Origin of the sequence: Antiquaquibacter soli (assembly GCF_030580675.1) — a bacterium.
GTDB classification, from domain to species: domain Bacteria; phylum Actinomycetota; class Actinomycetes; order Actinomycetales; family Microbacteriaceae; genus Rhodoglobus; species Rhodoglobus soli.
This window is the reverse complement of record NZ_JAUQUB010000001.1, coordinates 1,975,028-1,990,171: the sequence shown is the minus strand read 5'-3', so window position 1 is coordinate 1,990,171 and position 15,144 is coordinate 1,975,028. Positions and strand designations below refer to the sequence as shown.

Annotated in this window: 16 protein-coding genes; 13 read left to right on the top strand and 3 right to left on the bottom strand. The window is 68.7% G+C overall.

Annotation, left to right across the window (positions count from 1 at the left end; all coding sequences use genetic code 11):
* Positions 1 to 21: 21 nt before the first annotated feature.
* Positions 22 to 1,338 carry an aminotransferase-like domain-containing protein gene (locus Q5716_RS09905; RefSeq protein WP_305002912.1) on the bottom strand — a complete coding sequence of 439 codons (1,317 nt, stop codon included), beginning with the start codon at positions 1,336 to 1,338 and terminating at the stop codon, positions 22 to 24.
* Between the two features lie 111 nt (positions 1,339 to 1,449).
* Between Q5716_RS09905 and Q5716_RS09900 the strand changes: the two genes are divergently transcribed.
* The 13 genes from Q5716_RS09900 to Q5716_RS09840 all read left to right on the top strand — a co-directional run bounded on the left by Q5716_RS09900 (position 1,450) and on the right by Q5716_RS09840 (position 13,408).
* Positions 1,450 to 2,298, top strand: coding sequence for a nitrilase-related carbon-nitrogen hydrolase (locus Q5716_RS09900; protein ID WP_305002911.1), 849 nt, complete (start codon positions 1,450 to 1,452; stop codon positions 2,296 to 2,298).
* A gap of 25 nt (positions 2,299 to 2,323) precedes the next feature.
* Complete coding sequence (gene hydA / locus Q5716_RS09895) at positions 2,324 to 3,760, top strand: dihydropyrimidinase (protein WP_305002910.1); 1,437 nt, start codon at positions 2,324 to 2,326, stop codon at positions 3,758 to 3,760.
* Positions 3,761 to 3,772: 12 nt separating this feature from the next.
* Entirely contained in the window at positions 3,773 to 4,789 is a 1,017-nt protein-coding gene (locus tag Q5716_RS09890; RefSeq protein WP_305002909.1) for a TIGR03842 family LLM class F420-dependent oxidoreductase, read from the top strand.
* Positions 4,786 to 5,673 (top strand): ABC transporter permease, encoded by an 888-nt coding sequence (locus Q5716_RS09885; protein WP_305002908.1) that lies wholly within the window; start codon positions 4,786 to 4,788, stop codon positions 5,671 to 5,673. The genes Q5716_RS09890 and Q5716_RS09885 overlap by 4 nt, the downstream gene beginning before the upstream one ends.
* On the top strand, positions 5,670 to 6,479 hold the full coding sequence (locus Q5716_RS09880; RefSeq protein WP_305002907.1) for an ABC transporter ATP-binding protein: 810 nt from the start codon (positions 5,670 to 5,672) through the stop codon (positions 6,477 to 6,479). The genes Q5716_RS09885 and Q5716_RS09880 overlap by 4 nt, the downstream gene beginning before the upstream one ends.
* A complete protein-coding gene (locus tag Q5716_RS09875; protein ID WP_305002906.1) occupies positions 6,476 to 7,264 on the top strand; it encodes an ABC transporter permease in 789 nt (262 codons plus the stop codon). The genes Q5716_RS09880 and Q5716_RS09875 overlap by 4 nt, the downstream gene beginning before the upstream one ends.
* A 46-nt stretch (positions 7,265 to 7,310) precedes the next feature.
* Positions 7,311 to 8,480 carry an ABC transporter substrate-binding protein gene (locus Q5716_RS09870; RefSeq protein WP_305002905.1) on the top strand — a complete coding sequence of 390 codons (1,170 nt, stop codon included), beginning with the start codon at positions 7,311 to 7,313 and terminating at the stop codon, positions 8,478 to 8,480.
* Between the two features lie 65 nt (positions 8,481 to 8,545).
* Positions 8,546 to 9,853, top strand: coding sequence for an aspartate aminotransferase family protein (locus tag Q5716_RS09865; RefSeq protein WP_305002904.1), 1,308 nt, complete (start codon positions 8,546 to 8,548; stop codon positions 9,851 to 9,853).
* A 25-nt stretch (positions 9,854 to 9,878) separates the two neighbouring features.
* Positions 9,879 to 10,427, top strand: coding sequence for a YceD family protein (locus tag Q5716_RS09860; protein WP_305002903.1), 549 nt, complete (start codon positions 9,879 to 9,881; stop codon positions 10,425 to 10,427).
* A 2-nt stretch (positions 10,428 to 10,429) separates the two neighbouring features.
* Positions 10,430 to 10,633, top strand: coding sequence for a 50S ribosomal protein L32 (gene rpmF, locus Q5716_RS09855; protein ID WP_305002902.1), 204 nt, complete (start codon positions 10,430 to 10,432; stop codon positions 10,631 to 10,633).
* A 4-nt stretch (positions 10,634 to 10,637) separates the two neighbouring features.
* A complete protein-coding gene (rnc, locus tag Q5716_RS09850) occupies positions 10,638 to 11,351 on the top strand; it encodes a ribonuclease III (RefSeq protein ID WP_305002901.1) in 714 nt (237 codons plus the stop codon).
* Between the two features lies 1 nt (position 11,352).
* Entirely contained in the window at positions 11,353 to 12,231 is an 879-nt protein-coding gene (mutM, locus tag Q5716_RS09845) for a bifunctional DNA-formamidopyrimidine glycosylase/DNA-(apurinic or apyrimidinic site) lyase (RefSeq protein WP_305002900.1), read from the top strand.
* A gap of 34 nt (positions 12,232 to 12,265) precedes the next feature.
* Complete coding sequence (locus tag Q5716_RS09840; RefSeq protein WP_305002899.1) at positions 12,266 to 13,408, top strand: acyl-CoA dehydrogenase family protein; 1,143 nt, start codon at positions 12,266 to 12,268, stop codon at positions 13,406 to 13,408.
* 8 nt (positions 13,409 to 13,416) lie between these two features.
* On the opposite strand, the gene Q5716_RS09835 is transcribed toward Q5716_RS09840, so the two are convergent.
* Both Q5716_RS09835 and Q5716_RS09830 read right to left on the bottom strand, forming a co-directional pair.
* Positions 13,417 to 14,511 carry a Zn-dependent alcohol dehydrogenase gene (locus Q5716_RS09835; protein WP_305002897.1) on the bottom strand — a complete coding sequence of 365 codons (1,095 nt, stop codon included), beginning with the start codon at positions 14,509 to 14,511 and terminating at the stop codon, positions 13,417 to 13,419.
* Between the two features lie 26 nt (positions 14,512 to 14,537).
* Complete coding sequence (locus Q5716_RS09830) at positions 14,538 to 15,143, bottom strand: TetR/AcrR family transcriptional regulator (RefSeq protein WP_305002896.1); 606 nt, start codon at positions 15,141 to 15,143, stop codon at positions 14,538 to 14,540.
* Position 15,144 lies beyond the last annotated feature (1 nt).

Below are 15,144 nucleotides of genomic sequence, written 5' to 3'. Positions count from 1 at the left end.
AGTCATGACGGGGGCGCCGAGTCAGGCTCGAGCGGCCGTTGCGAGGGCGAGGGCGATCTCGGCCATTCCCGCGTCGATGAGACCGACCGTCACGCGAACGTGCGGCCTGTCGGGGACCAGCTGGAACGGCGCCCCGCGCGCGACGCGGATCCCGGCGGTCGCGAGGCTCACCATCGCCGCGCGCTCGTCCCCGACCGGCAACCAGGCGTTGAGTCCGTCCCCGACTCGGAGCGGGATGCCCTGCTCGCCCATCGCGCGCGCGAACGCCGACTGGCGGCCGGCGTACGCCTCCCGCGCGGCCTGGACGTGCTCGGTAGCGTCCGAGAGCAAGTCGAAGAGGATCGCCTGCATCATGCGCGACGTCCACCCGGGCCCGAGCAGTCGGCGCGCGACCACGCGGTCTACGAGGTCGCGGGCGCCGCCGAGCGCTCCGATGCGCAGGTCGGGTCCGTGCGTCTTGGAGAAGCTGCGCACGTGCAGCACGCGATCGGGGAGCCAGGTCGCGAGGCTCACGTCGGGGGAGACGGAGATCGCACCGGAGTGGTCGTCCTCGATCACGACGGCGCTGTCGGCGGTCCGGCTCCGGCGCAGCAGCTCGGCGAGGTGCTGCGCCCGCGCCGGCGACATCGAGATGCCGGTCGGGTTGTGGGCGCGCGGCTGCAGGAGCACGATGCGCGGGCCGGAGTTGAGGGCCGCGGCGAAGGCCTCGGGGTGCATCCCCTCGTCGTCCATAGCGACGGGCACGCCTTCGAGACCGTACTGCTCGAGCAGGTCGATGAAGGGCGGGAACGTCGGGCTCTCGACCACCACGCGGTCGCCGTACCGCACGAGCGTGGCGAGGGCGCGGTCGATGGCGTCGAGTGCGCCGTTCGTCACGGTGATCGACTCGACGGGCGAGGGCCAGGTGGCGCGCAAGAGGTCGTGGAGCTCGGGGATGTCGGGTTTGAGCTGATAGCTCGCCGTCTCCGCGCCGAGTCGCACGCGACCGAGCGCGTCGCCGAGTCCGGGGAGGAGGGCGGGATCGGGAGTGCCCCGGGAGAGGTCGAGCGGGGCATCCGTGCCGCCTTCGAAGTCGCGGTAGCGCAGGGGTAGCCACTCGCGGGGGGCCGAGCGGACGGTGCTCCCGCTGCGGCCTCGGCTGACGATGAGGCCCGCTCCCGCGAGCGTCTGCCACGCGTGCGAGACGGTGGCCGGGCTGACCCCGAGTTCGGCCGCGAGGGCCCGCACGGTCGGCAGTCGATCGCCCGGGGCGAGGTCGCCGCTCGTGATGAGTCGGGCGATTCCGGCCGCGATGCCGCGCGGGGTGGGCTCCTCGATGGCGAGGGCTACCGACTTCATGGCGTGGGCCGTAGGGTGCGAAACACGGTTTTACTCCGCCGTCACATTCGGAAACGTTCGAGAAATGTTTACTGCTAAGAATAACAAAAGGCACCATCGAGGAGAGAAGCAATGACCGTAGTACGCGCAGCGATCACCCAGACCACGTGGACCGGCGACAAGGAGTCGATGCTCGACAAGCACGAGCAATTCGCGCGGGATGCCGCGGCGCAGGGCGCCCAGATCATCTGCTTCCAGGAGCTCTTCTACGGCCCCTACTTCGGCATCACCCAGGACAAGAAGTACTACCGCTATGCGGAACCCTCCGACGGCCCGATCGTCACGCGCTTCGCCGCGCTCGCCAAGGAGCTCGGCATCGTGATGATCCTGCCGATCTACGAGGAGGCCCAGACGGGCGTGTACTACAACACCGCGGTCGTCGTGGATGCCGACGGCACCGTGCTCGGTCAGTACCGCAAGCACCACATCCCCGACCTCGAGAAGTTCTACGAGAAGTTCTACTTCCGCCCCGGCAACAGCGGCTATCCGGTCTTCGACACGGCCGTGGGCAAGGTCGGCGTCATCATCTGCTACGACCGCCACTTCCCGGAGGCGTGGCGCGAGCTCGGGCTCAACGGCGCGCACATGGCGTTCAACCCGAACGCGACCAAGCCCGGCCTGTCCAACCGGCTCTGGGAGGTCGAGGGACCCGCGGCCGCCGTCGCGAACGGCTACTTCGTGCTTCAGCCCAACCGCGTCGGGCTCGAGGACAACGAGTACGGCGACCAGGCCGTCAACTTCTACGGCACGAGCCAGGTCATCGACCCGCGGGGCAACTTCGTGGGCGAGCGCGGCTCCGGCGAGTCGGAGGAGATCCTCATCCGCGACATCGACCTCGACCTCGTGCAGCAGATGCGCGACGACTGGCAGTTCTACCGCGACCGTCGTCCGGAGAGCTACAGCGAGATCGTGGCCCCGTAGTCCGACGAGATCGAAGGAGATCGACATGGCAACCACTCTCATCAAGGGCGGCACCGTCGTCACCGCCACGGGTCGTTCCGAGGCGGACGTGCTCATCGACGGCGAGACGATCGTCGCCGTCCTCGCCCCCGGATCGGTGCTGCTCGGCACCGACTTGTCCGCGGGCGTCGACACCGTCATCGACGCGAGCGGCAAGTACGTCATCCCGGGCGGCGTCGACGCGCACACCCACATGGAGCTGCCCTTCGGCGGCACGGCGGCATCCGACACGTTCGAGACCGGCACGCGCGCCGCGGCGTGGGGCGGCACGACGACGATCATCGACTTCGCCGTGCAGACCTACGGCCAGAAGGTGCTCGACGGGCTCGCCGCGTGGCACGAGAAGGCCGCGGGCAACTGCGCGATCGACTACGCGTTCCACCAGATCATCGGGGGAGTGGACGACGACTCGCTCGCCGTGCTGCCCACCCTCGTCGACGAGGGCATCACGAGCTTCAAGCTCTTCATGGCCTACCCGGGCGTGTTCTATTCCGACGACGCCCAGATCCTCAAGGCGATGCAGGTCTCCGCCGAGACCGGGATGCTCACCATGATGCACGCCGAGAACGGTCCCGTCATCGACGTGCTCGCCGCTCAGCTCGTCGAGAAGGGCAAGACCGACCCGTACTTCCACGGCATCGCCCGGGCGTGGCAGGCGGAGGAGGAGGCGACGCACCGCGCGATCATGCTCTCCAACCTCACCGGTGCCCCGCTCTACGTCGTGCACGTCTCCGCGAAGCAGGCCGTGGAGCAGCTCGCCTGGGCCCGCGACAATGGGCAGAACGTGTTCGGTGAGACGTGCCCGCAGTACCTCTACCTCTCCCTCGAGGAGCAGCTCGGGGCATCCAGCGAGGAGTGGGGCGCCTTCGAGGGCTCGAAGTGGGTGTGCTCGACTCCGCTGCGCTCCCGCGAGGAGGGCCACCAGCACCACATGTGGCAGGCGCTGCGCACGAACGACATCCAGATGGTCTCGACCGACCACTGCCCGTTCTGCATGAAGGGCCAGAAGGAGCTCGGCCTCGGCGACTTCCGCAAGATCCCGAACGGCATCGGCTCCGTCGAGCACCGCATGGACCTCATGTACCAGGGCGTCGTGAACGGCCAGATCAGCCTCGAGCGCTGGGTCGAGCTCACGTCGACGACTCCCGCCCGGATGTTCGGCCTGTACGGCAAGAAGGGCGTCATCCAGCCGGGCGCCGACGCCGACATCGTCGTCTACGACCCGAACGGGCACACGTCGATCGGCCTCGGTAAGACGCACCACATGAACATGGACCACTCCGCGTGGGAGGGCTTCGAGATCGACGGCCACGTCGACACGGTGCTCTCGCGCGGCAAGGTCGTCGTGGACGGCAACCAGTACATCGGCTCCCAGGGCGACGGCAAGTTCGTCAAGCGCGGCCTCTCCCAGTACCTGATCTAAGGACCAGTAGCAATGGAATTCGGAGCAGTCCTCCAGACCAACCCGCCGGCGTCGCGCACGGTCCACCTCGCCAAGCTCGCCGAGCAGTACGGATTCGAGTACGTGTGGACGTTCGACTCCCACCTGCTGTGGGAGGAGCCCTACGTCATCTACTCGGCCATCCTCGCCGAGACCAATCGCGTGATCGTCGGCCCGATGGTGACGAACCCGGCGACCCGGGACTGGACGGTCACTGCATCCGTGTTCGCGACTCTCAACGAGATGTACGGCAATCGCACGATCATCGGCATCGGCCGAGGCGACTCCGCGGTGCGCGTCACGAACGGCAAGCCGACGACGCTCGCCGAGCTGCGGGAGTCGATCCACGTCATCCGCGAGCTCGCCAACTCGCGCTCCGTGGAGTACAAGGGCGCGACGCTGCAGTTCCCGTGGTCGAAGGGGTCGCAGACGGAGGTGTGGGTCGCGGCCTACGGGCCGCTCGCCCTCAAGCTCACGGGCGAGGTCGGCGACGGCTTCATCCTGCAACTGGCGGACCTCGACATCGCCGAGTGGATGATCAAGACCGTGCGGGATGCCGCGGAGAAGGCCGGCCGCGACCCGATGTCCGTGAAGTTCTGCGTCGCGGCGCCGATGTACATCGGCGCCGACTGGGACCACATGCGTGCGCAGACCCGGTGGTTCGGTGGGATGGTGGGCAACCACGTCGCCGACATCGTCGCCAAGTACGGCACCGACGGCGCCGTCCCGAAGGCGCTCACGGACTACATCAAGGCGCGCGAGGGCTACGACTACAACTCGCACGGCAAGGCGGGCAACGACCATGTCGACTTCGTGCCCGACGAGATCGTCGACCGCTTCTGCGTGCTCGGCTCGGCTCAGGACCACATCGCCAAGCTGGAGGCCCTCAAGGAGCTGGGCGTCGACCAGTTCTCCGGCTACCTCCAGCACGACAACAAGGAAGAGACCCTCCGCGTCTACGGCGAGACCGTCATGCCGGCGATCCGCGAGAGGATCACGGCCAAGTCATGAGGAGGGGTGCCGCGGCGCTCTGGGGGACGCTCGGCGTGCTCGCCGTCATCCTGCTCTGGGAGGCGTACAAGTTCCTCGGGCCCGCCGAGGGGGTCGTCGTCGGAGCGGACGGCTCGACCGGTTCGGGCGTGATGATCCTGCCGCGCACGAACGACCGCGCGATGCCCCACGTGTGGGACATGGTCGCCCGGCTCTTCCAGTCCACGAGCGGCGGGGACACGCCGCCGCTCATCGTCCCCGTCGTGACCGCGGCGCTCACCACCCTCGGGATCGCTGCGGTCGGCTGGCTCATCGGCGTGCTCGTGGGCACCCTCTTCGGCCTCATGATGCAGCGCTGGAAGCTCGTCGAGTGGGGCATCCTGCCCTGGATCGTCGTCAGCCAGACCGTGCCGCTCATCGCGTTCGCGCCCGTCGTCAACAGTCTGGGGCTGCAGATCGACCGCGGCGGCTTCCCGTGGCCGCAGTGGCTCTCCGTCGCCGTCATCTCGTCGTACCTCGCGTTCTTCCCGGTAGCTGTCGGAGTGCTGCGCGGCCTGGATGCCCCGGATCGGATCCACGAGGACCTCATGCGCACCTACGCCGCCGGGTATTGGCAGACGCTGCTGCACCTGCGGCTCCCCGCCGCGGTGCCCCACCTGCTGCCCGCCCTGCGCCTCGCGGCGGCCAACGCGGTCGTCGGCGCCGTCGTCGCGGAGGTGTCGATCGGCATGCGCGGCGGCATCGGCCGGATGCTCATCCAGCTCGCCGGGCAGGCCTCGAGCGATCCCGCCGCTCCCTGGGGACCCACGTTCGGCACGATCGCGCTCGGCCTCGTCGCCGCCGGCTCGGTCGCGCTCCTGGGCCTCGCCCTCAAGAACTACCGCAGAGGAGAAGCAACAGCATGAGCCCCGCCACCACGACCAGTGCCGCTGCCGTGAGGGCGACCGGCGTCGGCAAGGTCTTCCCGACCAAGGCCGGCGAGGTCGTCGCTCTCACGGGAGTCGAGCTCGAGGTCCGCGCGGGCGAGTTCGTCTCGCTCATCGGCCCGTCCGGCTGTGGCAAGTCCACCCTTCTGCGACTCATCGCCGACCTCGACCCGGCGTCGAGTGGCGAACTGAGCATCTTCGGCAAGCCCGCGGCCCAGGCCCGCGTCGACCAGGACTACGGCATCGCCTTCCAGCAGGCGGGACTCCTGCCGTGGCGCACGGTCGCGTCCAACATCGGGCTGCCGCTCGAGCTTCACAAGGTCGGCAGGGCCGAGCGGACCGCCCGGGTCGCCGAGCTCGCCGAGCTCGTCGGGCTCACGGAGTTCGTGGACCGCTACCCCGACCAGCTCTCGGGCGGGATGCAGCAGCGCGTCGCCATCGCGCGCGCACTCGCATCCCGACCCAAGCTCCTGCTCATGGATGAGCCGTTCGGGGCGCTCGACGAGATGACCCGCGAGTACCTGCAGTCCGAGCTCACTCGAATCGCCGCCGAGACGGAGGCGGCCGTCGTCTTCGTCACCCACTCGATCCCCGAGGCCGTCTTCCTCTCCGACCGTGTCGTCGTCATGAGCCCTCGGCCCGGACGCATCACCGACGTCATCACGACGGACTTCGGTCACGACCGTGACGACGCCCTTCGCGAGTCTCCCGAGTACTTCGAGCGCGTGACGGCGGTCCGCGAGGCCCTGCACGGCGTCAAGGTGGAGAGGGCGAACGAGCGATGAGCACGCTTCGACAGGCTCAGCGAGCGGGATTGCCGAGTTGGCTCCGCTTCGTCGCACCGGTCGTCGTAGGCGCGCTCGGGGTCGCCGTGTGGATCCTGTACGTCGACGTGCTCGGCGCCGCCCCGCGCATGCTCCCCAGCCCGATCGCGATCGGCAACGAGCTCGTCCTGCGCTGGCCGATCATCGGGGACGCCATCATGATCACGGCGACGAACGCCCTCGTAGGCCTCCTCGCCGGTTCTCTGATCGCGATCGCTCTCGCCGGGCTCGCCGCCGCCATCAAGCCCATCGACGGGATGCTCGTGCCGCTGGTCGCCGCGATCGCCGTGGTCCCCATCGTCGCGCTCACCCCCATCCTCAACACCATGTTCGGGGCATCCAGCCAGTTCGGGCGCCAGGCCGTGGCCGCGATCGCCGCGTTCGTGCCCGTGTTCGTCAACGTGCTGCGCGGCCTGCGCCAGACCCGTCCCGTGCACCGCGACCTGCTGCGGGTCTCGGCCGCGAGCCCGCTGCAGGAGTTCCGCGTGCTGACCCTGCCGACCGCGCTGCCGTACCTCCTCACCGGCCTGCGCATCGCGAGCTCCGTCGCCGTCATCGCCGCGCTCGTCGCGGAGTACTTCGGCGGCCCCGCCGACGGCGTGGGCACCGCCATCGCGACGTACGCGAAATCGGGCCGCGCCGCCCTCGCGTGGGCGTTCGTGGCCGGGGGCATCCTCATCGGCCTCGTGTTCTTCCTCGTCACGTCGCTCCTCGAGCGGCTCGTGTCGAGGCGGTCGCCGGTCTAGCCGGCATCCCTGCACCGAAGCACCACCCATCACGAAAGGAAACAGCATGAGACACAGCACTCGACGCGGCCTCGCGGCCGTCGCCACCGCTGCGATCGCGTCCCTCGCGCTCGCCGCGTGCTCCGCTCCGTCGAGCGACGACTCGGGTTCCAGCGAGGACTTCGAGCCGCTCACCTCCATCAAGCTCCAGCTGCAGTGGCTTCCGCAGGCGCAGTTCGCCGGCTACTACGTGGCCGCTGACCAGGGCTTCTTCGAGGAGGAGGGCTTCGACAGTGTCGAGATCGTGCCCTCCGGCGGTGACATCGTTCCGCAGGACGCGCTCGTCGCGGGCGACGTGGACTTCGCCGTCGCGTGGGTCCCCAAGGTGCTCGGCACCCTCGAGGCCACCGGCGTCGAGCTCACCGACATCGCGCAGGTCTTCCAGAAGTCCGGCACCCTGCAGGTCTCGTGGGCCGATAGCGGCATCGAGTCGGTCGCCGACTTCGAGGGCAAGCGCATCGGCTCGTGGGGCTACGGCAACGAGTGGGAGATCTTCGCGGCGATGGCCGCGGAGGACCTCGACTCGACGTCGGTTTCCATCACGACCCAGGACTTCAGCATGAACGCGCTCCTGGACCGTGACGTGGACGCCGCCCAGGCGATGACCTACAACGAGTGGGCGCAGATCCTCGAGGTCGTGAACCCGGCCACCGGCGAGCTGTACCAGCCGGAGGACTTCAACGTCATCTCCTACGAGGACACCGAGGGCGCCATGCTCCAGGACGCGATCTGGGCCGACACCGCACGACTCGCGGATGACCCCGCCTACGCGGACGCCGCCGTGCGCTTCCTCGAGGCCGTCATCAAGGGCTGGGTTTTCGCCCGGGACAACCCGGAGGAGGCCGCGTCGATCACGTACGACGCCGCGATCAACGCCGAGGCCGCCTTCCCGGTGGGCCCCGTGCACCAGCTCTGGCAGATGAACGAGGTCAACAAGCTCATCTGGGCCGGTGGCGACTTCGGTCTCATCGACTCGGCAGCCTGGGACAAGACGGTCGCGGGCGCCCTCGCGGCGGTCAACCAGGACGGCCTGAACCTCATCACCACCGAGCCGGCGGCCTCCGCCTACTCGAACGACTACATCCAGCAGGCGCTCGACGCGCTCGCCGAGGAAGGAGTCGAGGTCGGCGGGGAGTACACGCCGATCGAGGTCACCCTCACCGAGGGCGGCCAGTAATAGTAACGTCGGTCGGGCGGCCCTCCGGCCGCCCGACCGACACCTACCTAGGAACCTGATAAACGATGAGCGACAACCAGCTCACCTACGACCTCGACCGCGCCCACGTCTTCCACTCCTGGTCGGCGCAGGGCTCGCTCACCCCCCTCGTGATCGCCGGCGGCGCCGGCTGCGAGGTGTGGGACTTCGACGGCACCCGCTACCTCGACTTCTCGAGCCAGCTCGTCAACACGAACATCGGCCACCAGCACCCGAAGGTCATCGCCGCGATCAAGGAGCAGGCCGACACCCTCGCCACCATCGCTCCGGCGACCGCCAACCTCGCTCGCGGCGAGGCGGCCAAGCGCATCCTCGCCAAGGCCGGCGCGCACTTCGGCAAGGTCTTCTTCACCAACGGCGGTGCAGACGCCAACGAGAACGCGATCCGGATGGCACGGCTCACCACGGGCCGCGACAAGATCCTCTCGACCTACCGCTCCTATCACGGCAACACGGGCGCCGCCATCGTGGCGACCGGCGACTGGCGCCGCGTGCCCAACGAGTTCTCGCGCGGGCACGCCCACTTCTTCGGACCGTTCGAGTACCGTTCCGAGTTCTGGTCCGACTCGCCCGAGCAGGAGTCGGAGCGCGCCCTCCACCACCTCGAGCGGGTCATCCAGTCCGAGGGGGCGAACTCGATCGCCGGGCTCATCATCGAGACCGTTCCGGGCACCGCGGGCGTCCTCGTACCGCCGCCCGGCTACCTCGAGGGGGTGCGCGCGCTGTGCGACAAGTACGGCATCGTGCTCATCTTCGACGAGGTCATGTGCGGCTTCGGCCGCACGGGCGAGTGGTTCGCCTGGCAGGGCTTCGGGGTCGTTCCGGACCTCATCACGTTTGCGAAGGGCGTGAACTCCGGATACGTCCCCGTCGGCGGAGTGATCATCTCCGAGTCGATCGCCAACGCGTTCGACGCGCAGGTGTTCCCGGGCGGGCTGACCTATTCGGGTCATCCCCTCGCCGCCGCCTCCATCGTGGCCGCGATCGACGCCATGGATGCCGAGGGCATCGTGGAGAACGCGGCCACGATCGGTCGGGACCACCTCGGCCCCGGTCTCGCCGCGCTCGCCGCCAAGCACCCTCTCATCGGCGAGGTTCGCGGTCTCGGCGTGTTCTGGGCACTCGACCTGGTCGACGACCCCGAGTCGCGCCAGCCGGTCTCGGCGGGCCTCGTCGGCGATCTCAAGAAGGCGCTCATGGAGCGGGGGCTGCTTCCGTTCACGGCGGACAACCGCATCCACGTCGTGCCGCCGTGCATCGTCACGCCGGAGGAGGTCGAGCGCGCGCTCGGCATCTACGACGAGGCGTTCACCGCGGTGGAGGCCAATCTCTAGCGCCCCGGCGGTAGAATCGCTCCTCGTGTCCACGAAGCCCCAGTCCCCGTACGCCGTCTCCGTCATCGACCTCCTGCACAAGCCGGGGGAGATGCGGGAGAAGTCGTTCGACGTCGCCGAGCCCGAAGGGTTCGGCAACGCCGTGATCGGCGTTCGGCAGGGTTCGAGCGTGCACGTGGACGTCCGACTCGAGTCCCTCCACGACGGCATCCTCGCCTCTGGCGATGTGGATGCCGTCGCGGAGGGCGAGTGCGTGAGGTGCCTCGTCGACGTCTCGCTGCCCGTCGAAGTCGAATTCCAGGAGCTTTTCGCGTATTCTGAGGACGAAGCTTTTGACTACACCATCCACGATGACTACATCGACCTGGAGCCCGTAGTCAGGGATGCGGTGGTGTTGTCGCTACCGTTCCAGCCGGTCTGTCAGGAAGATTGCCTCGGCCTGTGCCCCCAGTGCGGGGTGCGGCTTCTCGACAACCCCGGTCACGAGCACGAGGCGCCCGTCGATCCACGGTGGGCTGCGCTCGCCGGCCTTGAGGGCCTCACCGACACAGAGTCTGAAGCAGAGAAGAGATAACCATGGCAGTTCCCAAGCGCAAGATGTCGCGGGCATCCACCCGCATGCGCCGCGCCCAGTGGAAGGCTGACGCCCCCACGCTCGTCAAGACGATCGAGAACGGCAAGGTCACCTACAGCCTCCCGCACCGCGCGAAGGTCGTCGAGGACTCGACCGGCACGCCCCTGTACATGGAGTACAAGGGCCGCAAGGTCGCCGACGTCTGATCCGATGGCTCGCGCCTCGGGCGACGAGCTCTCATCGCCGGCCGACGCTGACCAGCTCACCACAGTGCTCGGGGTCGATATCGACCCCGAGCTACTTGTGCTTGCCCTGACTCACCGCTCGTACGCGTACGAGCACGGCGGCCTGGCTCACAACGAGCGACTCGAGTTCCTCGGCGACTCGATCCTCGGGCAAGCAGTCACGGTCATGCTCTATCGCGACAATCCCGAGCTCGACGAGGGGGAGCTCGCGAAGCGGCGGGCGAGCCTCGTCTCGAGCGCCGCCCTCTCCGAGGTCGCCCGATCGATTGGTCTCGGCAGGTTCCTCCTTCTCGGCAAGGGCGAGGAGCAGACCGGCGGTCGGGACAAGTCGTCGATCCTCGCGGACACCGTCGAGGCCCTCATCGGCGCCACCTACCTCGATCGTGGGGGAGAGCACGCCACTGACCTCGTGCTGAGGCTCATCCGTCCGCTCCTGGACAACCCCGAGCGGTTCGGCGCCGCGATGGACCCGAAGACGAGCCTGCAGGAGCTCGCCGCGAGGGTCGGTCGTGGGCTGCCGAGCTACCAGGTGAAGGACTCCGGCCCCGACCACTCCAAGCGGTTCCACGCGACCGTGCTGCTGGGCGGCACCGCGGTCGCGACCGGCTCCGGCTCGAGCAAGAAGCAGGCCGAGATGGCCGCGGCGCTTGAGGCGTGGACGATCCTGCAGTCGGCCTGACGTGCCCGAGCTTCCCGAAGTCGAGGTCGTGCGCGCCGGCCTCGCCCCCGCGGTCACCGGCGCCCGCGTGGCCGCCGTCTCCGTGCTCGATGAGCGCTCCCTGCGCCGTCATGACGGACCCGCTGAGGACTTCGCGGGCCGGTTGACGGGACGCGGGATGCTCGCCCCCCGCCGACGCGGCAAGTTCCTGTGGATTCCGCTCGACGACGCCGACGAGGCGGTCGTCGTCCACCTGGGAATGAGCGGGCAGGTGCTGCTGCGGACCCCCGGCACGGATGACCCGCGCACGCGCATCCGGCTGGAGCTCGAGCATCCCGGCCACGGGCCGCTGCGCGTGAACTTCGTCGACCAGCGCATCTTCGGCTCGATGGCGATCGACCGCCTCGTGCCCACCGCGGACTCCGACGAGCTCATCCCGAGTCAGGTCGCGCACATCGCCCGAGACCCGATCGACCCGCTCTTCGACGACGCCCGGTTCCACGCACGGCTGCGCTCGCGTCAGACGACCGTCAAGCGCGCTCTCCTCGACCAGACGCTCGTGAGCGGCATCGGCAACATCTACGCCGACGAGTCGCTGTGGGCCGCGCGCATCCACTACGACCAGCCGACGTCAGCGCTCAGTCTGCCGAAGTCGAAGCTCCTGCTCGCGGAGGTGCGGGCCGTGCTCGCCCGCGCACTCGAGGAGGGCGGCACGAGCTTTGATACGCAGTACCTCAATGTCAACGGGCAGTCCGGCTACTTCGCCCACTCGCTCCGCGCGTACGGGCAGCAGGGCAAGCCCTGCCCGCGGTGCGGTCGCCCGATCGTGCGCGAGCAGTTCATGAACCGGGGCTCGCACTTCTGCCCGTACTGCCAGCGGGTGCGCCCCGCGTCCACCTAGCGCGCGCCGGGCATCCGGGGGCTATCGTCGAGCCATGAGCGTCACGGAAGCCGCGTTCGGACTCGAGTCCCTCCTCACCGACGAGCAGCGATCGTGGCGCGATCGAGCGCGCATCGCCGGGGCCGTGATCGCCGAGACGATCGACTCGGATGCCGAGTCGGCGGTGTTCCGCCGCGAGTACGTGCGCCTTCTCGCCGGGGCCGGGCTCATCGGGATGGGCATTGCGGGGCCGGGTGCCGGCGCCGACGCCGTCTCGTACGGGCTGGCATGCTACGAGCTCGAGGCGGTCGACACCTCGTGGCGGACGTTCCTGTCGGTGCAGGGGCCGCTCGCGATGGGCGCGATCGCGAAGCTCGGCTCACCGCAGCAGCGAGAGCGCTGGCTTCCCGGCATGGCGGCGGGGGAGCTCCTCGGCTGCTTCTGCCTGACCGAGCCGCAGGGCGGCAGCGACTCTGCGGCGCTGGAGACGACGGCTGTGCGCGACGGGGGATCCTGGCGGATCTCGGGCGTCAAGCGCTGGATCGGCCTCGCCTCGGTGGCCGACGTCGCGGTCGTGTGGGCGAAGACTGCGGAGGGCATCCGCGGTTTTCTCGTCGAGACCACCGACCCGGGGTTCGCGGCGACCGACATCACGGGAAAGTTCGCCCTTCGTGCGTCGCTGCAGTGCGACGTCGTGCTCGACGGGGCTCGCGCCGAGGAGCTGCCCGGGGCCACCGGGCTCTCGGCCGCGTTCACGTGCTTGACGGAGGCGCGCTACGGCATCGCCTGGGGAGCGCTCGGCGCCGCGCGCGCGTGCCTCGACGCCGCGATCGAGCGGTCGACGGCGCGTGAGGTGTTCGGCGGGCCGATCGGCGCCAAGCAGCTCGTGCAGGCCCGGCTCGCCGACGCGTTCGTCGAGTTCGAGAAGGGGATGCTCCTCGCCCTCCACCTCGCCTCGCTCAAAGACGCGCACGCTCTCGCCCCGCTGCCGATGAGCGTCGGCAAGCTCAACAACGTGCGCGAGGCCATCCGTATCGCTTCGGCTGCCCGTGAGGTGCTCGCCGGAGACGGCGTCACCGACGAGTTCCCTGTTATGCGCCACCTCGCCAACCTCGAGGCGGTGCGCACCTACGAGGGCACCGACGACATCCACACCCTCGTCATCGGTCGTGCGCTCACGGGGCTCTCGGCGTTCTAATCGCCGAGCTAGCTGAGTCCGCTCGTGATGACGACTCGGGTCACCTCGGAATCCTTGAGCGCGTCGTACCCTTCGTTGACTTCGTCAAGTGCGATCTCGCGAGACAGCAGGTCGTCGAGGTTGAACCGGCCTTGCAGGTACAGGTCCGCGTACAGCGGAATGTCGTGCTTCGGAGTCGTGGATCCCATGTAGACGCCCTGGATACGCTTCTGCGTTCCGATCAGCCCAATCGTCAGCAGGGGCAGCGTGGCCGAGGGATCGAGGATCCCGATCAGATACAGCCCGCCACCGGGGCGGATCATGTCGAGGCCCGACTGGGTCACCGCCGGGATGCCCACGAAATCGAACGCGGCGTCGGCACCCCGACCGGTGATCGCCATCACCTCGGCGACCGCATCCGTCTTCGTCGAGTTGATGGTGTGGGTCGCCCCGAACCGCCGCGCCTTCGCGAGCTTGTCGTCCGCGACATCGACCGCGATGATCGTCGAGGCTCCCGCAACGAGGGCACCGTTGATGGCGTTGAGACCGACGCCGCCGGCGCCGATCACGACGATCGAGTCGCCCGCCTGGGTGTTGGAGGTGTTGATCACAGCTCCCGCTCCGGTGACGACGCCGCATCCGAGGAGGGCAGCCTGAGGGAACGGGATGGATTCACTCACCTTGACGAGTTGGTTCTCGTGGATGAGCGCCTGCTGGGCGAACCCACCGAGGCCGAACACTTGAGCCAGGGGCTCGCCGCCGACGCTGAGCCGAGGCGGCTCACCCTCGTGGCGCAGCGTCGCCTCGGGGTGCTCGCACTGGAACGTCCGGCCGGTGAGACAGGCCGTGCACCGTCCGCAGGACTGCACGAGGCATCCGACCACATGATCGCCGACGGCGAGTTCCGTCACGTCGGGGCCGACCTGGGCGACCACGCCGGCGACTTCGTGCCCCAGCAACATCGGCAGGGAGCTCCCGAGGTTGGTGCGCGAGTAGGTGAGGTCGGTGTGGCAGAGTCCCGACGCCTTCACGTCGACGAGGACCTCGCGCCCGATCGGGGCGGCGATCTGCACGTCTTCGGTGACGAAGCCTGCGCCAATTTCGCGCACAATGGTGGCCTTCATGGGTGTTCCTTTCCTTCGGGTAGGTATCAGCGAAGTCCGCTGAACCACGACGGCAGGAGTCGGGTGAGGTGTTCGACCAGCTCCTGTTCGTTGAGAGTGACCTCGTCGGTGATCCAGGCATCCAGGAGGCCATGAGCGGCACCGGCGATGTAGCGCGCGGTCGCTTCAGGCTGGAGGTCCGCGGGGCGGTTCGGGTGAGTGTCGAGAGCTTCTTCGATGAGCGCCGCCATCGAGCGCACGCCGGCGAGGTAGCCGTCTTTGGACACGGGGAGAGCGGCGACTGCGGAGTACAGCGCGCGATTCTCTGCGTAGTGCGCGACGAGGAGTTCGTGTGAGGTCCACATGGCGTCGGCGCGGTCGCGTGGATCGTGAGCGTAGATGTCGCTGATGGTCACGAAGGCGTCGCGACGCATTGTGTCAGCGAGCATGTCGAGGCTGGCGTAGTGAGAGTAGAAGCTCGCGCGGCTGATGCCCGCCTCGCGGATGATCGACGCGACGGTGATCGGCTCGCCGCGATCGCTCAACGCGTGCACTGCCGCAGCGATGGCTGAGCGGGTGCGTGCGACGCGCGGATCTCCGGTGGCCCCGATGGTGCGGCGGATTGATGCATTGGTACTCGCCGCGTCGCTCACA